Raw genomic sequence first — 23,338 nt, 5'->3', positions numbered from 1 at the left:
GCCGGCGACTCAGGTATCCTCTTCAGGATTTACCGGATTTCAGGTTTATTCCTGGACAGCAGGAACGGACAACTCGTTTCGCACCCGCTCCCGCCAGCTCTCGATCCAGGCGGGCAGATCTGTGGCCAGCATGGGTCGCGACATAAAAGTCCCTTGAGCGAGATCGCATCCCGTACGGTACAGAAGATCCCAATCGTTCCGGTCTTCAACGCCTTCGGCCACGACTTCCATACCCAGTTGTCTCGCCAAGGACAAGCTCGCATCATACATTGCCCGCAATGTTTCGTCGGCCCAGGCGCGATGCACAAAACCCTGGTCGATCTTGAGTTCATCGAAGGGAATATCGCGCAACTGAGCCAAAGAAGAGTGCCCGGTGCCGAAATCATCGATTGAGAGACGGAAACGCTTCAAGCGCAATCGGGTCAGTATCTCGAGCGGAGCCCGTGTATCCAGCATCAACCGGCTTTCCGTCACTTCCAGCACCATATCCTGGGGCGCCACGCCGACCTTGGCCGTAAGTTCGGCAACGAAATTCAGAAAACTCAGCGATGCCAGATTATCCATTGATACGTTGACCGCTACCCGCAATGCCAGCCCCGCTTGCTGCCAGGCTTTGGCCTGGGTCACTGCTCCGGTGAATACCACTTGCGTCAGCTCGTCGATCAGGCCAGAGGCTTCGGCCACCCCGATGAATTGATCGGGGAATACGATGCCGTCGACAGCATGACGCCACCGGACCAGCGTCTCCACGCCCACCACTTCACCGCTCGCTACCGCCACCTTGGGCTGGTAGTAATTGACAAGCTCCCCATTGTCGATGGCGGCTCGCAACTCGTCTGGCCCGTAAGCTTTCTTCGTTATTCCGGGTCCATCCGTGGACGGAGGCGTCCATTTCTCGAGTAGCGCAGCTAACGTATCCGGCTTGACGGGCTTGTGCAGGTGACCCAGTATCTGAATTTTATGCGCCTGTACCAGTTTTTCAGCGGTCTGCAATATGCGTTCGTCCTCACCGCTCACCAGGATGAGGCTACCGGTATAGTGCCGCCCAACCAGATGCCGCACGAACTCTATTCCATCCATCTCCGGCATGTTGAGATCCAGCAATATCAGATTGGGGTGCGAATCCGTATCTCCTATTCGCTCCAGGGCGGCTCGCCCGCTATCGCAAAGCGTGACCGAAGTAAACCCCAGATTGGACAGAATACGGCTCAGCAGCTTGAGCATGAAGGATTCATCGTCAAGCACCAGAATCCTGACTGCGGATCTTTCAATCATAGTATTTTTTCCTTCGGATCGTTATTCGGAAAAATATCCGCGTAACCTTGCCGTATGGCTCAGCTTGCCTGTAATGCCGGGAGCGCACCGCGATAAGCGTGGTAAGCACCTGATTTTACCAGCAATCCGGCTGGGATGGTGTTTTGTGGATAGCCTGCATTGTCAGTTCATAGCGCAGGGAATCCGCCATTCGCATCCTCGCCTTTCTCGCCATCCCCGAGACCACCGGCCGCCGTGGCACCCTGCTTGCAATATTCCGGAAGCTCACTTAGAGGTTCCGTGCGACGAATCAATATACCTATTCACGACGGCCAATTCCGATTCGAAGCGGGGTAACAGCGCCTTCACTGCTTCAATGTCACCCGCCTTCCCCGCTTTTTCCATCTCGGCACACAGGTCGCCCAGCACCAGTGCGCCGACCGAACGAGCCGATGACTTAAGTTTGTGGGCTGCCGCGCCGGCCGTTGCCGCTTCTCCCGCCTGCGAAGCAGCACGCAAATCCGCCGCTATTCGGGCGGAACTGGCACGAAAGTCCCGCAGGAATTCGTCAATCACCGCTGGGTCGTTCCCCACAAGCGCTTCGAGAACGCTCACATCCATTGATCTATCCGCAGCCGCTGGCGTGACAGGGGCAGTGGCCACCACAGGCGCCTGGGCACCTGATTTTGGAACCGGCAACCATTTATGCAATACCGCTTTCAAGTGGGCAAGCTGCACAGGCTTGCTCAGGTAATCATCCATGCCAACGGCGCGGCAGTGCTCGGCCTCCCCCTTGAGAGCATTGGCGGTGAACGCGATGATAGGAATTCGAGTCTTGTCTTGCTCGGCGTGACGAATGGCTGCAGTCAATTGGTAGCCATCCATTTCCGGCATATGCAGATCGGTAAGCAGCAGCGCATAGTTGCCGCTCTCCCAGCGCTTCAACGCTTCCTGGCCGTCTCCGGCGATATCCGCTGCATAACCAAGCAGCGAGAGCTGCTGACGAATCACTTTCTGGTTGATTTCGTTGTCCTCAGCCACCAGGATCAACGTGCCTTCGCGCATGGCCTTCTCGCGCGATGGCGCAACCACCGCCTCGACCTTGTCAGCCTGCTGTGCTTCCGCTTCCTCATGGACCCGCCCTGCCGCGATCGCCACGGCCCGCAGAAAAGCGTCGCGATGCATGACGTCGCCATCCAGCGTAACGGTATCCACCGCTTCGGAGCGCTCATGACGGCGGCGTCCACGCCTGATTACAACGAAACGGGGCTCGATGTCGGGTTGATGATGTCCATGCTCAAGGACCACGAAGTGCGGATCGAGATCGGGCCGGGAACGGCAGGCGGCACGCAATTCCTCGACGGGTGGCACATCATGTCCGGCGTCGATGACAAGCAACCATAAACCGGATGGCAGCGTATCGATTCGTTTCCGGGCCGCCGCCAGATCCGTTACGCGCTCAACGGTTGCGCCACTGTGTTTCAGATATACCGCCAGATCGTCGCTCAATCCCTTCTCGTCGCCCAGTACCAGACAGGAAACCCCGGCCAGATCCACAACTTTGGCACTGATGGGTTTGGCTGGCAGTGGCACGAAGGATAAACGCACGGTGAAAATGGAGCCCTTGCCCAGTGCACTTTGCACTGTAATTTCTCCCCCCATCAATTGCACCAGATGATGAGAAATCGCCAATCCCAGTCCGGTGCCGCCAAACCGGCGCGTCGTGGAGGCATCCCCCTGAGTGAAAGAGGTGAAGAGCCGCCCCTGGGTCTCCTCGTTCATGCCAATGCCGTTGTCGGATATCTGAAACTCCACCGTTACCTGATCCAGGCTATGACCCGCCAATAACGCGCGTACCGACACCCGGCCCGCTTCATGCTGCCCACTGGAAAATTTAATGGCGTTGTTGGCGAGGTTGACCAGGACTTGACGCAAGCGCAGCGCATCGCCCAGAACTTCATCGGGAATCGCCGGATCAAGGAATAAGGTAAGTTCCACTCCTTTTCTTGAAGCCAGGCTTTCGAGCATGTTGCAAGCCTTCTCCACCACATTCACGACCGACATGGGTGCTTCTTCAATTTCCAGCCGGCCCGCCTCGATCTTGGAAAAATCAAGAATATCGTCAATGATTTCCAGTAGGGCAAAAGCCGATTCACGGATCAGATCGACCATTTCCATCTGATAGCCGCTGAGGCTGGTTTGCTGCAACACATCCGCCATACCGATCACACCGTTCATGGGCGTGCGTATCTCATGGCTCATGGCTGCAAGAAAAATCGATTTAGCCTGGTTGGCCTGTTCAGCATCCAGCCGGGCCTGCTCCAGATCCTTCATGATGCGGACCCTTTCGCTGATATTAACACCTGAAGGTATCAATTTGACCACCCGGCCTTCGGTGTCACGGACCGGCACAAGCATGAAATCGATCGTCATGAGACCGCCGTTGGCAATGCGCACCTCGACATCGCGACGCACTATCTCACCACCCTGCGCCCGATCAATGTCCTCACGAGTTTGTTTCTGCACTTCCGGGTTATACGAGAACCACCATGTTTCATCGAGCCGCTTGCCGATGACGTCCTGGCTCCGCAGACCGCCCACTTCCAGGGCGGTACGATTGATCTCCACAAAAACGCCGTCGGGTGTCGTTTCGCCGACAAGGGCAGCCAGATTATCCACAATGGCCCGCAAACGTTGTTCGCTTCCACGCAAAGCCTGCTCCACCTGCTTGCGCTCATGGATGTCACGCAGAATACCTGTGAAATAGCGCTTCCCCCCGACGAAATATTCGCTGACCGCGACGTATAGATCAATGGGTTCGCCATTCTTGTGCCGGCCTACAACTTCACGGCCCATGCCGATGTTATGCAGTCCCTCGACTTCAAGTGTGAGAATGTGATCGAATTCGCAGCGGCCGCGTCCGGTCCGGAAATACCGTTCGACATAGCCATCATGTGCGCTACGATGGGGTTCGGGCATAATCAGGGAAATATTCTGGCCGATCACTTCATCGCGGGTGTAACCAAAGAGTTTTTCGATAACAGGGTTGACGGAGCGGATGATGCTTTTATCGTCGATAGTAATAATGCAATCCATCATATGTTCGACGATGGAGCGCGTTTCTTCCTCCTTGCTGATCAGGGCTGCATTGGCAAGCTCCAGATCGGCGGTACGCGCCGCGACTCTATTTTCCAGCTCCTGATTGAGTTGTCGAAGATTGTTTTCAGCGCCTTCCCTTTCCCGGTTGCTGGCATTCAGACGTTCCGTCATGGTATTGAAAGTGCTGGCGAGTTGTCCGATCTCGTCCCATCCCACCACCGGCACACGCTGCTGCAGATTACCCGCGGCGATGTGCTGGGCACTATGGCTGAGATTCTTCAGCGTAGTGACAACACGCCGGCTAAACAAGATTGCGCCCAGGATGGTGGCGAAGAGCGTCAGACCGAGAATCAGCAAACTGAGCGTGCGCACCCGTTGCAGGAAAGCAAATACCTCGTCCGCATCCATCTTGACCTCGATGCCCCAGTTCATGCGAGGCAGATACCGCCACGCCGCGACCACCTCCTTGCCGCGATAATCCATTTTCAGGCCGCCTCCACGCTCACCATGCAGACCACTTTGAGTGACCACCGAGAACGGCGCATTATTCAGGGGTATCTTGAGTTCCAGCGCCGCATTGGGTGCATGTTTCAATGGAGCCATCACCAGCGCGGTACGTTCGTTCAAAAGCCGGGTTAGCACGGTTTCACCACTCGCCCCCAGCCCCACATTGTCCTGCACCACCTGAAACACGCGTTCACTGTAGATCTGTAGCGCCAGTACGCCTTCGAGTTTCCCCTCAACCACGATGGGAAATGCCATGAAAGCCGCAATCCTGCCGCGTGACGGCTCATAGTGCTCAAAGTCCGAGACGCCGTTCTGCAGCGTATCCAGCGCTTCGCGCGTCACAACACCCAGGCCGCTGTTTCGATACTTACCAGTGATCAGGCTGGTGGCGAAATCTGATTCATGGGCGTCGGTATAGACGATTAAGCCCTCGGGGGAAATCAGAAACAGATCATAATAATCCGCTTCCTCGACAAAACGTTTGAATTGCTCACGGTATCGAGCATCCAGTTGACGATAGGCCTCGGATTTCACCCCGCCCCGGGCATATACCTGGGTAAATTCGCGCATGGCCGCACGTATGGCGCTATCGGTCTGTATAACCCTGGCATCGAGAAGGCGTTCACGCAGATAGCTGTCGATCTGTTCCGCTTTCATGTCTGCGATGGCCGAAACTTGCTGAATGGCCGTTTTCTGCATCTCGATCTCGAAAGTGCGCAGCAGACTGTAACCAATAATCAGGATAGGCAGCAACGAAAAACCCATGAACCACACCGCGAAACGCTGCGTGAGGGAGGTGAATTTCACGGTTCCCACCCCGAAACAGCGCCAAGCAACTGATTCCACTCTTCGCGCGACCGGTAGGTGGGAAATGGCGCCGGCTCAAGTGGCCGCCCCGATTCCCAGACAACATCGAATTGGCCGTCATCGCGAGCTTTGGCGACGCGCGCTACCTTCCATACATGGTGTGTGATGGGATCGACTGATACCACCCCTTCGGGCGCGGGCAGGCTCTGGCGCAGGAGTGTGCGCTGCACTTGGGCCACGTCCCCGGAACCCGCCTCAAGTGCGGAGTTGATCCATATCTGCATATTGACATAAGAGGCTTCCATGGGCCCGTCGATCACGGCATGCTGACCGAAACGGTCGCGGAACCGGTTCACGAAAGCTTGATTCTTGGGTGACGGAATACTTTGAAAATAACTTCGCGCGGCATAGTGGCCCGTCATCGTCTGAAAATCCTGAGCGGTCCGTCCCACCTCGGTAACACTGAACGACAGGACGGGTATCTCATCGGGAACGATTCCGCTTTTGGCGATCGCCCGAAAGAACCCGGCATTGTCGGTGTCATTGATGGTGGTCAACACCATATCCGGCCGCTGACCCAGGATATCCGCCGCCAGCTCCCCCATATCGGTGTGACCCAAAGGCAGATATCGCTCCCCTACCACTTCCGCACCATGTGCGGCCAGCAGGTCCTTTATGAGAATGTGCACCACGCGCGAAAAGATATAATCCGATCCCACCAGATAGATTCGCTTACCGCGTTTGTTACGGTCGTTCGCCTTGCCGAGATGACTCAGTGCCCAATGCACCGCCGGCATCATCAGCTGGTTGGGCGCAGCGCCGCCATAGAGGATATTGAGCGACTGTCTCATATCCTCACGCGACTGCTCCATTCCTTCATACTGCAGGGCGTAAAAGAGCAGGTGGTCATGTTTTTCCACGACCGATTTCACCGCTTTGCGACAGGCCGATGTCCAGCAGCCAAACAGCGCCTGCACCTGCTCTTTGGTGATCAGGTGCTCCGCCTGCTCGGCGCAATAAACCGGATCGGAGCGGCAATCGACTATCACAGCCTCGATCTTCCGGCCATTGACCCCCCCCACCGCATTGGCCTCCTCAATGGCTAGCTGGAGTGCATCCACCAAGGGTTTCTCACTCGGTGCCAGGATACCCGACAGGGAGTGCAGCACCCCGATCTTGATACTCAGCTCCGCAGCCGAGTGCTGTCGCCATATCATGACGCTGGCAACCAGGAGGATGGCGAGGAAAATAAGGAGAACGCGCGTTTTATAGCTGCCCATCAAGCTTAATCTTCCCTGTACGATAAAACTCGCCCTTCAAACAACCCACAACCCAATAATCAGATAGATAATTTCAATACTACCCCTTTTTATCATAGACACAATGGCCGTCTTACGGAATAAATCCTGAAAGAAATATCTCTCTCGACGATTTCAGGACGGCGATCCGGGTCAGGGTTCGTTCAGAACCTTCAAATGGGCCGCCACACTTCGTCCCAATGCAGGTAACGCATATCCCCCTTCCAGAGCCGATACGATCCGATTGTTGGCATATTCATGCGCAATCTCCCTGATTCTTTCTGTTACCCATGCGTAATCGGCTTCCAACAGATTCAACGAAGCAAGATCATCATCTTGATGCGCGTCAAAGCCGGCGGAAATAAACAACATCTGCGGTTTGAATCTTTTGAGCGCCGGTAACCAGAATTCATTCACTGCCGCACGGAATGCATGGCCGTTGCTACCGGCTGCCAGCGGGATATTGACCATGCGCCCGGAACGGCCCGTAACACCGCCGTAAGGATAAAATGGGTGCTGAAAAATGGAAACCATCATGACTCGCGGATTGTTTCGAAAAATATCCTCGGTACCGTTACCGTGATGCACATCGAAATCCACTACCGCCACGCGTTCCAAAGCATGCGCTCGAATGGCATGGGCGACGCCCGCTGCGATATTGTTAATGAGGCAAAAACCCATTGCCCGGTTACGCTCCGCATGATGACCCGGTGGGCGAACGCAGCAAAAAGCATTCTCCGCATGCTCACCGATCACCAGGTCAGCCGCCAGAATCACCGCCCCCGCGGCACGATAAGCCGCAGCCAGGCTGTACGGATTCATTGCCGTATCCGGATCAAGATACGCGAACCCGGTGGCGGGCGCCGCGGCAGCCAATGAAGCGATATACTTTGGCGTGTGCACGCGTTTCAATTGTTCGAATGTTGCCAACGGCGCAACATGACGCTCCAGCCGATCCATCAGACCGGAAGCGGCCAGTTCATCCTCAATGGCCTTGAGCCGTGCCGGACGTTCAGGATGATAGGGTCCCATATGGTGCAGCAGGCAATCGGGATGGGAAATGAAAGCGGTACGCATACGTAATCGGTAATCTCCTGTTCTAAAAGGGGGTGGCCGCAGCTCAAAATTGAAACTACTGCCCACTCCGTGATAACCTTTGCCTCATATTACCCGGCGTATTGAGACAGAATCCGCTTTAACTTCAACAAATAAAAAAATCAGGCGTTCAATGTCTCTTTTTCGACAACTCTGGCTGGCCGTTATACTGGTTACTCTAACGAGTTTTATCGGCAGCTTTGCTGTAAGCATGCAAAGCACGCGAAGCTATCTTGAACAGCAACTTCATCGAAAAAATATCGATAGCGCCAATTCCCTCGCGCTTTCCATATCTCAACTGAGCAAAGATCCCACTACGATCGGGCTGCAGATTACGGCACTTTTCGATAGCGGCCAGTATGAGACTATTTCGATTACCTCTCCCGATGGCACAGTAGTCGCTGAACGGGCACAAGACCGGGTAGACACCACTGTTCCCGGATGGTTTGTTGATCTCTTTCCCATACAGGCCGAAGCAGGCCGTGCCCAAATTTCGGACAGCTGGATGCAGTTTGGCGTCGTCAAGGTGGTCAGTCACACTCACCTCGCCCACCAGGCGCTTTGGGAGCAAACTGAAGCACTGATAATCTGGTTTCTGATGGCAGGCGCCCTCAGCGGACTCATCGGCATGCTGATATTGCATCGCATCAAGCGGCCACTGGCCGCGATGGTCGGCCAAGCCGAGGCAATTACGGAACGGCGCTTCCTCACCATCTCCGAACCCCGCATACCAGAGCTGCGTAGTATCGCCCGCGCCATAAATGATCTGGTAAGACGCCTGCATAACAGGTTTATCGAGGAGACTTCGCGACTGGAAGCCCTGCACAAGCAAATCCATCATGATCCCGTTACCGGCCTGGCCAACCGTGACTACTTCATGAGCCATCTCCGTAGCATATTGCCTGGCGAAGAGTCCGCCCCAGGCGATGCACAAAGCGGTATCCTTTTGATCATACGCCTCAACAATCTGGCGGAAATTAACCGGAAACTTGGTCACACCGGGACTAACAATCTGCTTTGTCAGATCGGCTCGCTTCTAGGAAACGTTGCCAGCGAGACGTCGGATCGTCTGGCCGCCCGTTTGAACGGGTCGGATTTTGTGCTGATCATTCCAAATATCGATAATGCCGGTCAATTCGCAAGTCAACTGACCCTGGAACTCACTGCACTGTCGCCACAGACTGATGGTGAAATTGCCGACTTCTGCCACATCGGCGCTATCCGTTATCAACATGGCGACAAAACAGATGAGCTTCTTGCTAACGCCGATACTGCGCTGGCCACTGCCGAGAGGCAGGGTATCAATGCCTGGCACGTTATCACCGGGCAATCCGGAAATTCTCTTATGCCTGCCGCCAATATCGGTGACTGGCGCCATATCTTCAATGATGCATTGAATGAAGACCGCTTCAAGCTGGTGTTTCACCCCGTGATTGATCCGGCCGGGGCGCAACTGCATCAGGAAGCCGCTATCCGTCTCCAGGCCCAGCGTGATGGAGACTGGCTGGCCGCAAGCGATTTCATCGCCATCGCCGCTCGCCTCAATCTCACGGGACCCGTCGATCTGAATGTCATTCGCCACGCCCTCGAACCCTTGCAATCCCAAGCCGGTGAACTCGCGGTCAATCTCTCCATTGAAACCATAAGCGATTGGGGTTTCCGCAACAAACTCGCGCAGCTACTGAGCCAATATCCACAACTATGTCGACGGCTTTGGCTTGAGGTACCGGAATACGGCGCTTTCCGCGAGCTTGAAGCTTTCCGTGACTTCTGCCGTACCTTCAAGGAACTCGGCTGCCGTATTGGCATAGAGCACTTTGGCCACCATTTCCGCGAATTCCAGAAACTCACGGATCTCGGCCTCGACTATCTCAAGATCGACGCCAGCTTCGTACGCGGCATCAATCAGAAAAAGAATAATCAGAGGTTCCTGAAAGGTTTATGCGGTCTGGCCCACAGTATTGGTATCATCGTCATTGCCGTTGCCGTACAAAACGAGGCTGAACAGAAGACATTGATAAGGCTGGGCCTGGATGGCGTTACCGGGCCCGGCGTGAAGTAAATTCCTCACGGTTCCAGGCATCACCCGTCCCAATTTATCTTGATATATTTAAATACATAGCTATAACTTTCCTATACTCTACCGTTTCGCACCTCCCATCAACCATAAGGATAGATCATGGCTTCCTCACATACATGGCATTTTTTCCGGGCAGGCGGTTTCGATCAGGTGCAAATTGATAGTGGGGCAGATCTGCTGGCTTTGAAGGAACTGGATCAGAAGCTATGGGTGGCATTGAGTTGTCCGACACGCGGGATAGAGTTCGACAACAAAACGCTCGACTTGATCGACCATGATGCGGATGCACATGTGCATGCGAATGAGATCCTCTCAGCCATCGGCTGGGCAGGCGGTTTGCTGAAAAACGCCGATCTATTGGTCAAAGGTTCGGATTCCGTGGCCCTGGCCGATATAGACGATAGCAGTGAAGAAGGGCAACAGGTAATCGTCTCAGCGCAGTACATTCTCAAATGTCTGGATAAAGCTGATGCGACAGAGATTTCCCTTGCGGACATGGCCGACATCGAGAAATTTGTCGCGGGTCTGGAATTCAACGGCGATGGCGTGATTCATACCGGCCAGATCGCGGATGCGGGATTGCGTAAGACGGTTGAAGACATCATCAAGTATCGCGGCTCGGTTGCCGACTTAAGCGGGAACCCGGGCATTAATCAGGAAATCAGCGATGCCTTCTTTGCCGAAGTTACCGCCTATGCGGATTGGCAGGCGAGTGCGAACGGCGATGCCGATATCCGGTTTCTGGGCGAGAAGACGCAAGCGGCCGCCGACGCTTTTCACGCCATCCGGGACAAGGTCGGCGACTACTTTACGCGCTGCCAACTGGCCGCTTATGATGCGCGCGCAGCGGTACCATTAAGCCGTTCAGCGGAGGATTATCAGAATATCGCTGCGCAAACGTTATCGGCGCAAAACACCGATATAGCAAATTTTCCGCTGGCGACGGTGGAACCCGACAAACCTCTGCCATTAATCTCCGGTGTGAATCCCGCCTGGCAGAAACAGGTGGACGCCCTGTATGAGCAAGCCATTGTTCCATTATTTGGCAGAAAAGACAGCCTTTTCGCGGCAGAGTGGGCGGCGCTTTGCGTCAAGTTTACGGCGTTTGACGCATGGCAAAGTGCTAAACCGGCCTGTTCAGCGGAGGAACTGGGCGGGGAGCGCTTGCGCGAGATTTTCGTCAGCAAGCATAAGCAGGCAATCGATAATTTAATTGGTCAGGACAAGGCGGTGGAAACCGAGGTAAAGGCAATCCGCTCGGTGGAAAAATTGTTGCACTATAACCGTGATTTGTTCAATCTGGTCAATAATTTCGTATCGTTCCGCAGCTTCTACACCGGGCGAGATAAAGCGATATTCCAGCTGGGTACACTGTACCTGGATGGGCGCAGCTGCGACTTATGTATCAGGGTTGAGGATATAGGCAAGCATGCGGAGTTTGCCAATATGAGCGGCCTGTATCTGGCTTATTGCGATTGTGTGCGCAACGGTGGCGCAGAAAAAATGAGTATTGCCGCCGCCTTTACCGCCGGCGATTCTGATTTTCTCATGGCCGGCCGAAATGGCATTTTCTATGACCGGAAAGGCCAGGACTGGGACGCCACCATTGTGCGCATCCTCGACCATCCGATCAGCATCCGGCAGGCATTCTGGTCGCCGTATAAAAAACTGATCAAGTTCATTAGCGAGCAACTCCAAAAACTGGCCTCATCGAGGGCTGCCGCCGCGGATGAGAAGCTGATCAAGGCAGCGGTGGAGACCGGCACGCCGGTAGCAGCCGGCACGCCCCCTCCACCGCCCAAACCCCCTTTCGATGTAGGCAAATTCGCCGGGATTTTTGCCGCGATAGGACTGGCGCTGGGCGCTATCGGCGGCATTCTTGCTTCACTGGTCGGCGGAATACTGGGATTGAAATTCTGGCAGATACCCTTGGCCATATTCGGCCTGATGTTGCTGATTTCGGGACCGGCCATGATTGTAGCCTGGTTCAAGTTAAAGAAACGCAACCTGGGCCCGGTCCTGGATGCGAACGGCTGGGCGATCAACGCGCGGGCACGCATCAATATTCCCTTTGGCACGTCGTTGACCAAGCTCGCTCATTTGCCGCAAGGCGCACGACGCTCACTGACCGATCCATTCGAGGAAAAGAAACCGGTATGGCCTTATTACCTCTTGATCGCGGGTATCATTGGGGCCTTGATCGGCTTATGGTTCATGGGAATCTTTGGGACTGCTCCCATTCAGTAGCAAGGATAGACGGGCATGCACCCACGGCGCACGTTTTTTATTGTCTCTAAAAATGAATTTCACCTTCTTCGGAGAATCGCTCAATGAACGTTGATGAACTCAAGTCAGTAGCTGCTGCCATCGTCGCGCAACAAAAAGGCATTCTTGCAGCAGATGAAAGCAATCCCACCATCAAGAAACGTTTTGACTCGATCAGGCTTGAGTCGACTGAAGAGAATCGCCGGCGATACCGTGAGCTGCTCTTCACCGCCGAGGGTATCGAGCGTTATATCGGTGGCGTTATTCTCTTTGACGAAACCCTGCGTCAGAGTTCCCGCGATGGCACTCCCTTCGCCGAACTGTTGTCAAGCCGGGGAATTATCCCTGGCATCAAGGTGGATAAAGGCGCGAAAGCGCTGGCGATGTATTCCGGCGATCAGGTCACCGAGGGCCTGGACGGCTTGCGTGAGCGGCTTGCGGAGTATAAGCAATTGGGTGCGAAGTTTGCGAAATGGCGCGGGGTTATTCAAATTGACCAACATGATATCCCCTCGGCATACGCCCTGCATGCAAATGCTCACGCACTGGCTCGCTACGCTGCTCTCTGCCAGGAAGCGGGAATAGTACCCATCGTGGAGCCGGAAGTACTCATGGACGGCCCTCATGATATGGATCGCTGTGAAGTGGTCACGTCGCATATGCTCGAGATTTTGTTTGCCGAGCTTGATGCTCACCGCGTGATATTCGAGGGTATTCTGCTCAAGCCAAATATGGTGATCGCAGGGATGAAGTGTACGCACGAGTCCAACGTGCGACAGGTTGCCGATGCTACGACTCGTTGTCTACGACGCTATGTTCCATCGGCGGTTCCCGGGATCGTATTCCTGTCCGGCGGCCAAAGTGCGGAAGATGCCACCGACCACCTGAACGCCATGAATGCGATGGGATCGTATCCCTGGCCACTCAGTTTCTCCTATGGACGGGCGCTTCAGGCACCCGTTCTTGCCGCCTGGCATGGAAAAGAAAGCAATGTGGCAATGGCACAAAAGGTATTCTTCAAGCGTTGCCAATTAAACGGTTTGGCCCGAGAAGGAAAATATAACCGGGCAATGGAAATGGACAAATAACTCATCACTTGCCCGATATCAGATCCATCGGGCCCACAGGCGTGCACCAAGTTCTTTGAGACGCACGCCAATGGAACGCTGGCGCCACTTTTCAAGCCTGACAAGTCTGGAAGATTGGATATCTTTCTCGAACATCGCTTTCATTTGCTCACCAAAATCCTGCCCGAGAATCACCGCATTGATTTCCTGATTATGCTGAAAACTGAGCCAATCAAGATTGGTTGAGCCTATGGTAGACCAAACGCCGTCTATCAGTGCGGTCTTCGCATGTAGTAACGCATCTTCCCGCTCATAGATCTTCACGCCGGCGCTCAGCAGTTCATCGTAGTAGGAATGCGAAGCATAATAAACCAGATTCGAATCCGTTTTATCGGGTAGCATCAAGCGCACGTCGACATTGCGCTGAGCTGCGGCCTTCAATACAGCCAGCAATTGCGGGTCAGGGACAAAATATGCGGTTGTAATATATGCATAGGTCTCGGCGCTGTTAATCGCGGATAACAGCGTAGCATAAATGGAGCTGTAGGACTCATCCGGCGAGCTGCCGATGGCACGCACCACCTCATTACCCCTGCTGCCTATCTGCGGGAAAAAGGATTTCGACACCAGCGGCTCACCTTGCTGCTTGGCCCAGGTCGCGAGAAATAATTTCTGGAAATCGCTGACAACCGGCCCCTCAATACGTAGATGAGTATCGCGCCACGGTGGAGTATCCGTTGTGCGCGGTTTGGATCGGGTGAAGGACCCACTGGAATACACACTGCTAATATTGACGCCGCCGACAAAGGCAATCTGGCCGTCAACCACCAGCAGCTTGCGATGATCGCGGCCCACCTCCCATTTCTTGCGCAGCATCAACGGATTAATGGGGTTGAATTCCAGTACGTTGATGCCGCTGTCCATCATTGATTTGAAGAATTCTTTAGGTGTATCACCCGATCCGACGCTGTCGTATATAAAATTCACCTGTACGCCCTTCTTTTGCCTTTCCATCAATGCAGCCGCGAACCGGTGACCAATCTCATCATCCTCGATACTGTAGGTTTCCATGTTGATATGATTCTTCGCACCCTGTATCGCGGAAAACATCGATTTGTAGGTAGCAGGGCCATCAAGCAGCAGCGTTACCTTGTTGCCCGTCATCAACGGGCTTCCCATGAGTTCCTCGACTTGAGCAAGGTGCCTGTCAAAGATGTTCGTTTTGGGGCTACCGTTCTTCAGTCCTGCCAGGACTGTTTCACTCTTCCGGGCGGAAAGCGGACCCTGCGCACCATTTACATTTACCGCATGGGTTGTATGTGCCATTCTATCCGGCAATGACAGGGAACCACAGCCTGCCAGCAGTACCAGGCACAGTACCCCCGCACACTTCTGAATCATCATGAATTCCATTTCCTCGAGTTTTGATATTGCCGGTTACATTGCAGGACGCTTCACCAATTCACACTCCCTGTTTGAGAATTAATATCCATGTTTCATTTATGGAATTAAATCTGAAGATTCAGAGTAGAAAAAGCAAGAATCGTTCCAAAACAGATCAGTCAACTAGTTACCGACATGAACCTCGTGAAGTGTGAAGTTTCTCGACATACTTGGAGGCCTGCCGCAAAAAGCAAAATGGGCTGACGGGGAACGGGCTATGGATGTCCCCCACGGATCGCCGGAAGGACGGGTAATTACCTGAAGTATTTAGTCGAGCGTGGGGAAGATGGGAAATTGCTATGCGTCACGTCCGGGAGCTTCATGAGTTCTCTATGAAGCATGTTACTGTCGTGGTCGGGATAACAACCGGACTCGCGATCGTACCCGCGATACTTTGAGGTACCGAATGAGTGATTAGCGCTTCTGATATAACCCGATCAACTCGGAATGGGCGATGACATGCCCTTGCATCGCTTGTTCCAGCTTTGCCTTGGTGGGCTGATTCAAATCCGGCAATACAGTATCCAACGCATAGAGCTTATGAAAATAGCGATGGCTGCCTATCGGCGGACATGGTCCACCGTAGCCGGTGCGCTGCCAGTCATTAAGTCCTTCCAGGGTTCCTGTTGGAAGATCCCTTGCCGCAATGGCCTCGGGTAAACCGCTGGTATTGACCGGGATGTTGTAGAGCACCCAATGCACCCAGGTTCTTTTAGGTGCGGCCGGATCGGGCGCGTCCGGATCATCCATGATTAAAACCAGACTCTTCGTCCCCTCGGGTATTTCTGTCCAGAAAAGTTCGGGTGAAGTATCATGGCCCTCGCAAGTATGGCGAGTGGGAATGACTCCCAGAGGAGGAAAAGATGATGAGGTAATGGTCATGGTCATGATGGTTTTCTCCTTCTTGATGATGGGCGATCCTGTTTCAGCCGCTCCCGCCACGATACAAATGAAGGCAATCCCCAGCGAGACGGCAACAATGCCAACGCGCGACCGCCGGATGAAATAAGTCCCCGCTTCCATTCGTTACGATATGGGAATGGTTCTTCCCTTCTCGCCGCCCAGTTTCGGCAACCTGACGGTCAGGACACCATTCTTATAGCTTGCTTGCGCGTCGTTCGTATCCACATTGCGCGGCAACGGAATAGCACGTTGGAATGCCCCATAGGCACGCTCCATGACATGGTAGGTACTGTCCTGGGTAGTACGCTCGAAACGCTTCTCGCCGCGCAGATAGAGCATGCCGCCGTCAATGGTGATGTGACAGTCTTCTTTCTCCATACCGGGTAGCTCCACCCGCACCACAATCTCCTTGTCCGTTTCCTCCATTTCGCCCGCCAGTAAGCTCCAGCGCGGGAAAGCGGGACGCATGCCACCAGCGCCATGCTCGTCGGGCTCCTCACTTTTATGCCGGGTAAATTGAGTCAGCGCTTCACTGCTATGGTTGAGGAGTTCGCGCCACCCTTCTGAAATATTCTCCCAAGTACGGCTCAAGTCACGACCGATATTTTTTCCCGCCTGTTTCAAAGAATCCAGCATGGCTTACTCCGCTTGTTTTCAATTTGACATCATGATTCACAATATTTTTTACGCCACCGGGCGGCCATTTTCTTGATGGGTTCGCTACGGGGCGGATTCATAAACATGGAAGAAAAATATTTCCGGGTTTCATGACACGCCCTCATGACCTGCTTATTGACGACGCCTGGTTTCCTTTTGTCGCTGGTATTTGACCAGCTTGGCAATTGCGAGCAGCTCTTCCGACAGTAGTTCCAACAAATCATCGAGCGTAAGAATACCCACCAACCCACCGTTCTTATCTACGATCGGCAATCGCCTTACAGCCTTGCTGCGCATGTATTGAATCGCTTCGAATACCCCGATGTTTTCATTCACCGTCACCAGTTCCCGCACCATGATATCGCCTACGGTAATAACTTTCTGGTCGAGATCCGGGGCCATGATTTCCACCACGAGATCACGGTCGGTAACAATCCCGACCGGAACCTGAACGCCACCACGCTCTTCGACAACCAGGACATCACCGACATGATGCTGCCGCATGAGCTTGGCGGCCTCCAGAATGGTATCGTCACGTTTCAGGATAACAACATCGCGGTTACAGATTTCACCGACAGGCATGATGCCCTCCAATATAGTTAAATATTTCATACCGGATGGCATGACGCCTGTTCCGGTAAGCCAGCCGGAAATATGGCAATCCATCGATCCCGGTCTGGTCAGCCTGTTACCACCCTGTTTAGCGCGCCCACCTTACGCGCAGCAGATACTCTTGCGGGCTATAGTGAAACTCCAGATCGCCCTGATAAGCGTGATGTAACGCTTCACCAATGCCGCGGGCAAGATGGATGTCAGTCGTTGTTACCAGTGTCGCGTTATCTTCTTCTTCGACTGCCATGATCCGCTTAAGCGGATGTTCGGCTCGTTCGCGTTTTTCAACATTGTGTACAAGATGCATGATTTCCTCGCGATGAGCGAAAAAAAACACCCCTTGCAAGGTTAAAAACCCGGCAGGAAAATGATCATGCGTGCGATGGCAGGCGGGGCAGGTTTCCCGGTGTGCATCGGCGTTGGCGCTGCCCCATTGCCAGCGTCCTTCATGAAATACGGCCCCGCATTGAGGGCAGATGGTAGGCTCCGGCAGCTTGCGTCTTGCTTTATAGGTGTCATGCACACGCTCTTGAAAGAGGCCGTCATCACGGGAAATTTGATGGAAGCCGGGTAACTTGCCTGCGGTGCTCATTGCAATACTCCCAGAATGAAAAATATTACGTTCTACACACGGCAATCGATCATTCCAGCGCCATAACCGGAATCACAGACAGGCGTTGCTTCATCTACCGAAACACGAAAACGAATACTCGAAATCAAGTCCGCAAGCCCAAGGAATGACAAATTCATATCAGTCGCTTTATCATCCCTCCTATATAAAATCCGCTTTACTTAACTTCGATCCGTTTGGCCGTTTTCCCACTCTTCTTCGGGAGCGTCAGTACCAGCGTACCGTTCTCATACTTGGCCTCGGCTTTGGTTTCATCCACTTCGCTGCTCAGGGTAAAGCTCCGGTAAGCCGATCCCTGATGGCATTCGCGGCAAATAACTCTTTCTCCTTCCTTTTCCTCTTTTTCTCCCTTGGTCTCGGCACTGATGGAAACCAGGTTGCCGTCTATTTGTACCTTGACATCCTCTTTCTTGACCCCTGGTATTTCCGCGCGGACGGTATAAGCCGTATCGTTCTCAGTCAAATCCATCTTGATTGTGGGAGCGTTTTCCATTTCCATGGAAAATGGGCGCATTCCAAAATTCTTGAACCAGTCCTCAATATTGTAAAACGGATCGGAGCGGGTGATATCGCTGAAAAGAGGGGAACGCCGCATGATATTTGCCATGATATTTCTCCTTTATAGTAAAGTTATTCAACCGTCCCATGCTGCCCCGGTCACGCCAGGATTAGCGGTCAGAGTCTCCCACGTTATAGGGTGTGCCATCCATCCCGGGCAAGCCTTCCACTTCCGTTTTCGCCGCCAGCCAGTCTTGCGCATGAGCGCCACGGCGTTCAGTTCGATAATAAGAGGCGGTCGAAATCATCTGATAACCATTTCTTCGCTCCCTTACTTTATGCTCGCCGGATCGACGAGTTTTCGCCGCCATTGACTCAGCGGGTATCAATTTTTTTGAGGGTTCAACAAATTCGCTTTCATTTTTTTTTCTCTTCGTGCTTCCCGCATCGGGATTGCTCAATGGTTTACTTGACAAAATATGACCTCTAAAAATGAATTGAAAAACTATGCGAAGAATATGTCACCATTTAATCGCGCAACCTGATCTAACGATGAGACTCTTAATTATTAACAGCTCCTTGTGACAATCTCTGTACGCTTGCGAACATTGAGCATAGATCATTTGGAACTAGGGCCTTTATTTCTCACCCGCGTTGCTACACAAAAAACGCGGAGGCAAGGTGTGAAGCGCAGGCCCTACCTAGTAGGCATACCGGGCACAATTTACATGCTCTTGCAGATTCCTGGACAATCCGCCCCTCCCTGTTTGGGATCGCAATCATCGGTGGGATCATCCACGCAAATTCCGCCAGCGGCACATTGAATCCCCGCAATTCCACCACAGGCTTGCGGTTCAGTCTTCTTGCACTCGCCCTCGTGCTCAACGGACACGCCCGCAGCTGCCGCAGTACACGCGTTCCCGTACGTCTTGCCATCGCAACCGCATACCGGTCTGAATTCCCGGGTACAAATCGTAGGTCTGGTCTTGCATGTGCCTTGCGCATCCGGCATCTTGCATCGGCCGGTACCAAAATCGCAGTACTGTTGCGCGTCAGGACAGGTTTCTCCGGCGATTCCGCCACAAGTCAGGGCCTGCCCACCGGGGCTCGAATCAATCGGTTTGCATTGCGAAGTTAACTCCACATTAAGAAATGTGCCTGCTTTGGGATGAATGGAACGCAACTGTCTGACAAAAGCGTTAAACTTTTTTGACGTTGTGTTGAAGCCCGCCTCCGCGCATGCGAGTAAACCTCCTTCGATCGGAATGGGTCCACCCGCTCTGGGGCTATAAACAGCGAATGTATCGACGGTATTAGCGGTAATTGCCTGCCCTACAAACTTACGCACTGATCGCAAGGCGGCGTTATCGAGACCGCGCCCATCATTGGTTAAAGTAATATTAACGGCACGTTCCGCGGGATCCACAGGGGGCTGAGCAATGACCGGTGTGATGCTGAAAAGCGCTGCACCCACCAGGCAAATGTAAATTAACCTTTTCATTTTCTCTTCTCCTATCTGTAAATCGTTGGCAAATCTGCGAAGGCTAACGGCATACCTATGAAATGCCCCCTGATACCCAGGTAATATCCACTCACAACGAAAGCATCACATTCTTTTTGTAGTAAAGAAAATTCAAAAGTAAAGACGGATTTGTGGTTGGTGAAACGAGTCCAGCGACTGGCTGCATCATCCCGGCGGAAAAAACACATTGAAATAGGCGGCCAGAAACCGGTCCATGCATGATGCCTGGCCCGGTTTTATGGCGCGAATCTGCTCGTGGTTGCTACTGGATCACCATTACATTCACGGAAGTGGGCGTAGCATTGCCTGCTGCATCCTTCGTTACGACCTCGATTGTATGCGCCCCGGCCGCGACTTTACGGATATTCCAGTTGTAACCCAGCGTGCTCCCGCTTCCGGTTGCCTTCAGCACCCCATCGATATAGACGGTTTGCGTAATGCCCGCGGCGCCGCTATCGTCGGTGGCATTTATACTGATCGGCACATTGGTACCCGAAACGTTACCTGCTACCGGATTGATGATTTTTACCACCGGCGGCGTGGTATCTTTGGGAACCGTCACGGTTCCGTTGGCCACATTCACCGCTACGGCGGCTGAAGCCTTGGAGTTGCCGGCCGCGTCGAAGGCATAGGCAACCAGATTGGACATGCCGTTGGGGGTGCCGGCCGAATCCCAGGTGAAGCCAAACGGCGCCGAGGTATCAATGGCGACCGTGGTGCTGTTGACCCGCAGTTCGACACGGGTCACGCCCACGTTGTCGGTCGCGATCACATTCACGCCGACCAGCCCCGTCACCGTGGCGCCGCCCAGGGGGGCGGAGATGGAAACCACCGGGGCCTGGGTATCCGGAGCCTCGGCGGTGGCCGCGGCAGCCTGCACAGCCCGTGCGGCATTCACTCGTCCATAGCCATAATAGGCATCGCGGCCGGCAGCACCCAGGTCAACCGCCGTGGAGTAGAGCAGACTTTCGACTTGGGTATTGGGCAGCGTTGACTTGACCGCCATCATGAGCGCGACCACGCCGGCAGTAACCGGACTCGATACTGAAGTGCCGGAAACCGCCCCGTAACCCCCCCCCTTGCTCGTCGTCCAGATCCCCGTGCCAGGTGCAGCCAAGGCCACATACGTACCATAGCTCGACCAGCTGGCTTTCACGTCATTGCCATCGGTGGCCGATACCGGAATCATCGCCGTGGTGGGAGTGAAATTCTCATTGATGCCGTTGTTGCCGGCGGCCACTATCACCAGCCCTCCCTTGTCCTTCATGTATTGCGCAGCACTGACTACGGCCGGCCGGCTGGGCTGATTTGCAAAGCTGATGCTGGCAACGCGGATGCCGCGGTCGGCTGCATAGATCAAGCCATTGGCGATCATGCTGCTATAACCGCCGCCGCTGACGTCGGTAACGCGAATCGGCATGATCTTCGATTGACCCGCCACCGAGGTCACTCCTATGCCATTGTTGCCGGCCGCGGCGGCCGCGCCTGCGACTTTGGTGCCGTGGCCATAAACGTCCGAGGTATTGGAATTATTGTCGTAGAAATTCCAGCCCGGCACCAGCCGGTTGGCAAGATCGGGATGGGCGCTATCGACACCTGAATCCAGGATGGCAATCGTCACACCCGCGCCCTGAGAACTATCCCAGGCCGCGGGCGCACCGATTTTTGGCAGATGCCACGCGCTGCCATAGTAAGGATCATTCGGCACCAGTTCGGGCGAATCACGATAATCGGGTTCCGCCAACTTGAGATGCGGGTGGCGAGCCAGCCTTGCGGCGATCGCCTTTTCCGAGGCATTGCCCGGCAAGTCCACGATGTACAAGTCGCTCTGTCCGATCTTCCTGCCCTTGCCGCCATGGGCGTCGAGTATCTTTGCCAGCTCCTTTTCCGGCAGCCCGGCGCGCGGCATCACCAGAATCCGTCCTTTTGCCCATGTTTCGGAACCAGCCGATCGCGACCCCTTGTCTTCCGGAGGTGCGGCGTTGGAAACTACTGAGGCTGTCATGCAACTGCTCAATACGAACGCCGCGACACCATGCCGCGCAAGGATGCAACGCCGTGAGCCAAAAAAGCCAGAAAGAGTTAGTGTTGCGGCCCCCGCAGCCGGACCCTCTACCCCGGCAGCAGGTAATGCATGTTTGTTAATATTCACCCGTAGTTCCTCCTCGTGATAGGGAGGCGGAACCGCCTGGATAGGCCTGGAGAGAAAAACGCTCAGTAACCGGTTATGAAAATCCGAATCCGAACGTATTACTTGATTCCCGTCAATTCACAACATTGACAAAGGAAATGGCGTTATCTGGCAGTCCTGCCGTCCTGGGGCGTATGCCCGGTAGACCGTCGACTTTGCGCCCCCCGCTTTCGCGAGGTTTGCCCTTTACAGATCAAGAATTCTGGCGTTATCTTACATGAACCACGCACGTTGCCTATTAGACTGAAGTACAACTTGGGTGCAAACGAATGGGTAACAAAAAAATGGAAAGAAAATTATCAGCGAGTAAGGTGTCTCACATTGCTGCTAATTGAATTACTGAGGATTATCAAATGCGCAAGCACAAGAAACGATATTGCCTGAGGGGCAATACATAATTGCCGTTGAAGCCAACGTACGCTGCAGGAGGATCGCTCTTGATAGCCAGCAAACAACAAACCCGCCGAAGCGGGTCTGTATGTTGAAACTGGGAAAGTTAACTATTTTTTCTGTCTACGGGCTGCACCGAGTCCCAATAGACCCAAGCCAAGAAGCGTGAGTGTCGCTGGCTCAGGAATAAGGACGGGGGGGTCGCGAGGATCGCCGGGAACATTGAGTTCCGTCAGACTTGTTCCATACTGAAAGCTGACGTTCGAAATGTCAGCTATTGACAAGCCATTTACGCCAGTCAGGACAAAAACAACCGTATCTTGGATGAGAGGGTCCTTGGACAACCCACCGTTTGGATTAAAACCCGATGCGGCCGAAATAATCCCGAAATTTATGCCATCGAGTGATGCAGGCTTATCCAGATCAGTGCCGGCAAGGCCATTATTGAAATTGCCGATGTTGCCCGATAAGCCGCTGGTCAGATAGCCCGAGCTTGAGATTCCCCTGTCAGCACCACCGATAAGCGAGGCCGCCTGGTATCCAAATTCGCCGCCAACGTTCGTGAGACCAGTGCAATTGACTAAATCACAGGCACCCAGAATAGATGACCCAGCGCCCACCGTCGCAGAAACCGGCGTCAGAAGAGGATTTCCCGTGAAATTCCAAAATAGACCGGTAAGAGTACTGCCCGGCGCATCTTGCCCGCTGTTCGAGGGTGAAGTATTTTGTAAAGTGACCGTTAAATTATTGCCGACAATATCGAAAATAGCTGATGCGGTGACAGGAACACCGCCTGGACCTGTCCCCGCCCCCGTAAAGGTAATAGGGACCGCCATAGCGTCCAACGACGCAGCCGATGCTACAAGCATCCCCGCAAAGGCTACGGATAATTTTGAGTATTTCATTTTTTTTTATGACTCCTGGTAGTAAGTTACAAATAGGTTTGACCCTAATCGCATAGTAAGCAATTTACGTGCCAGATCTTTTAATTACCACAACTCATTCATTTTAATTAAATT

At 53.8% G+C, this 23,338-nt stretch carries 17 protein-coding genes and 1 riboswitch; of the genes, 3 read left to right on the top strand and 14 right to left on the bottom strand.

The annotated features are described in order from the left end of the window. Window positions 1-45 precede the first annotated feature (45 nt). The 4 genes from BLO43_RS12180 to BLO43_RS12165 all read right to left on the bottom strand — a co-directional run bounded on the left by BLO43_RS12180 (window position 46) and on the right by BLO43_RS12165 (window position 8,042). On the bottom strand, window positions 46-1,275 hold the full coding sequence (locus BLO43_RS12180) for an EAL domain-containing response regulator (protein ID WP_090907281.1): 1,230 nt from the start codon (window positions 1,273-1,275) through the stop codon (window positions 46-48). 264 nt (window positions 1,276-1,539) lie between these two features. Next, window positions 1,540-5,676 (bottom strand): PAS domain S-box protein, encoded by a 4,137-nt coding sequence (locus BLO43_RS12175; RefSeq protein WP_090907280.1) that lies wholly within the window; start codon window positions 5,674-5,676, stop codon window positions 1,540-1,542. Beyond that, on the bottom strand, window positions 5,664-6,947 hold the full coding sequence (locus tag BLO43_RS12170) for an ABC transporter substrate-binding protein (protein ID WP_090907279.1): 1,284 nt from the start codon (window positions 6,945-6,947) through the stop codon (window positions 5,664-5,666). The genes BLO43_RS12175 and BLO43_RS12170 overlap by 13 nt, the downstream gene beginning before the upstream one ends. Window positions 6,948-7,118: 171 nt before the next feature. Further along, window positions 7,119-8,042, bottom strand: coding sequence for a histone deacetylase family protein (locus tag BLO43_RS12165; protein WP_090907278.1), 924 nt, complete (start codon window positions 8,040-8,042; stop codon window positions 7,119-7,121). A gap of 151 nt (window positions 8,043-8,193) precedes the next feature. Here BLO43_RS12165 and BLO43_RS12160 point away from each other — a divergent pair, with 151 nt between their 5' ends. From BLO43_RS12160 to BLO43_RS12150, 3 genes are all read left to right on the top strand, one after another. Next, window positions 8,194-10,122, top strand: coding sequence for a bifunctional diguanylate cyclase/phosphodiesterase (locus BLO43_RS12160; RefSeq protein WP_090907277.1), 1,929 nt, complete (start codon window positions 8,194-8,196; stop codon window positions 10,120-10,122). Window positions 10,123-10,239: 117 nt separating this feature from the next. Next, the gene (locus BLO43_RS12155; protein WP_090907276.1) at window positions 10,240-12,387 is read left to right on the top strand and encodes a hypothetical protein; all 2,148 of its coding nucleotides are present in this window, start codon (window positions 10,240-10,242) and stop codon (window positions 12,385-12,387) included. Between the two features lie 83 nt (window positions 12,388-12,470). Continuing rightward, window positions 12,471-13,493 carry a class I fructose-bisphosphate aldolase gene (locus tag BLO43_RS12150; RefSeq protein ID WP_090907275.1) on the top strand — a complete coding sequence of 341 codons (1,023 nt, stop codon included), beginning with the start codon at window positions 12,471-12,473 and terminating at the stop codon, window positions 13,491-13,493. 18 nt (window positions 13,494-13,511) lie between these two features. Here the strand turns inward: BLO43_RS12150 and cls are convergent, their stop codons facing one another. The 10 genes from cls to BLO43_RS12100 all read right to left on the bottom strand — a co-directional run bounded on the left by cls (window position 13,512) and on the right by BLO43_RS12100 (window position 23,224). Further along, complete coding sequence (gene cls / locus BLO43_RS12145; RefSeq protein ID WP_090907305.1) at window positions 13,512-14,876, bottom strand: cardiolipin synthase; 1,365 nt, start codon at window positions 14,874-14,876, stop codon at window positions 13,512-13,514. A gap of 453 nt (window positions 14,877-15,329) precedes the next feature. Beyond that, on the bottom strand, window positions 15,330-15,803 hold the full coding sequence (locus BLO43_RS12140) for a YbhB/YbcL family Raf kinase inhibitor-like protein (RefSeq protein ID WP_090907304.1): 474 nt from the start codon (window positions 15,801-15,803) through the stop codon (window positions 15,330-15,332). 138 nt (window positions 15,804-15,941) lie between these two features. After that, window positions 15,942-16,454, bottom strand: coding sequence for an Hsp20/alpha crystallin family protein (locus tag BLO43_RS12135; protein ID WP_090907274.1), 513 nt, complete (start codon window positions 16,452-16,454; stop codon window positions 15,942-15,944). A gap of 153 nt (window positions 16,455-16,607) precedes the next feature. After that, window positions 16,608-17,057: a CBS domain-containing protein gene (locus tag BLO43_RS12130; protein WP_090907303.1), complete on the bottom strand. Its 450-nt coding sequence runs from the start codon at window positions 17,055-17,057 to the stop codon at window positions 16,608-16,610. 118 nt (window positions 17,058-17,175) lie between these two features. Then, entirely contained in the window at window positions 17,176-17,679 is a 504-nt protein-coding gene (locus BLO43_RS12125; protein ID WP_090907273.1) for a BCAM0308 family protein, read from the bottom strand. 196 nt (window positions 17,680-17,875) lie between these two features. Next, entirely contained in the window at window positions 17,876-18,325 is a 450-nt protein-coding gene (locus BLO43_RS12120) for an Hsp20/alpha crystallin family protein (protein ID WP_090907272.1), read from the bottom strand. A gap of 61 nt (window positions 18,326-18,386) precedes the next feature. After that, on the bottom strand, window positions 18,387-18,587 hold the full coding sequence (locus tag BLO43_RS12115) for a hypothetical protein (protein ID WP_139149273.1): 201 nt from the start codon (window positions 18,585-18,587) through the stop codon (window positions 18,387-18,389). A gap of 353 nt (window positions 18,588-18,940) precedes the next feature. Next, window positions 18,941-19,717 (bottom strand): Kazal-type serine protease inhibitor family protein, encoded by a 777-nt coding sequence (locus BLO43_RS12110; protein ID WP_090907270.1) that lies wholly within the window; start codon window positions 19,715-19,717, stop codon window positions 18,941-18,943. 283 nt (window positions 19,718-20,000) lie between these two features. Continuing rightward, window positions 20,001-21,890 carry a S8 family serine peptidase gene (locus BLO43_RS12105; RefSeq protein ID WP_090907269.1) on the bottom strand — a complete coding sequence of 630 codons (1,890 nt, stop codon included), beginning with the start codon at window positions 21,888-21,890 and terminating at the stop codon, window positions 20,001-20,003. Window positions 21,891-22,036: 146 nt separating this feature from the next. Beyond that, window positions 22,037-22,123: riboswitch (cyclic di-GMP riboswitch) on the bottom strand. A 306-nt stretch (window positions 22,124-22,429) separates the two neighbouring features. Beyond that, window positions 22,430-23,224: an XDD4 family exosortase-dependent surface protein gene (locus BLO43_RS12100; RefSeq protein WP_139149272.1), complete on the bottom strand. Its 795-nt coding sequence runs from the start codon at window positions 23,222-23,224 to the stop codon at window positions 22,430-22,432. Between the last annotated feature and the right edge of the window lie 114 nt (window positions 23,225-23,338).

It is taken from the genome of Nitrosospira sp. Nsp13, assembly GCF_900101945.1.
Classification (GTDB): Bacteria; Pseudomonadota; Gammaproteobacteria; order Burkholderiales; family Nitrosomonadaceae; genus Nitrosospira; species Nitrosospira multiformis_D.
The sequence above is the reverse complement of the archived record's forward strand: the minus strand, read 5'-3'. Positions and strand labels throughout refer to the sequence as shown.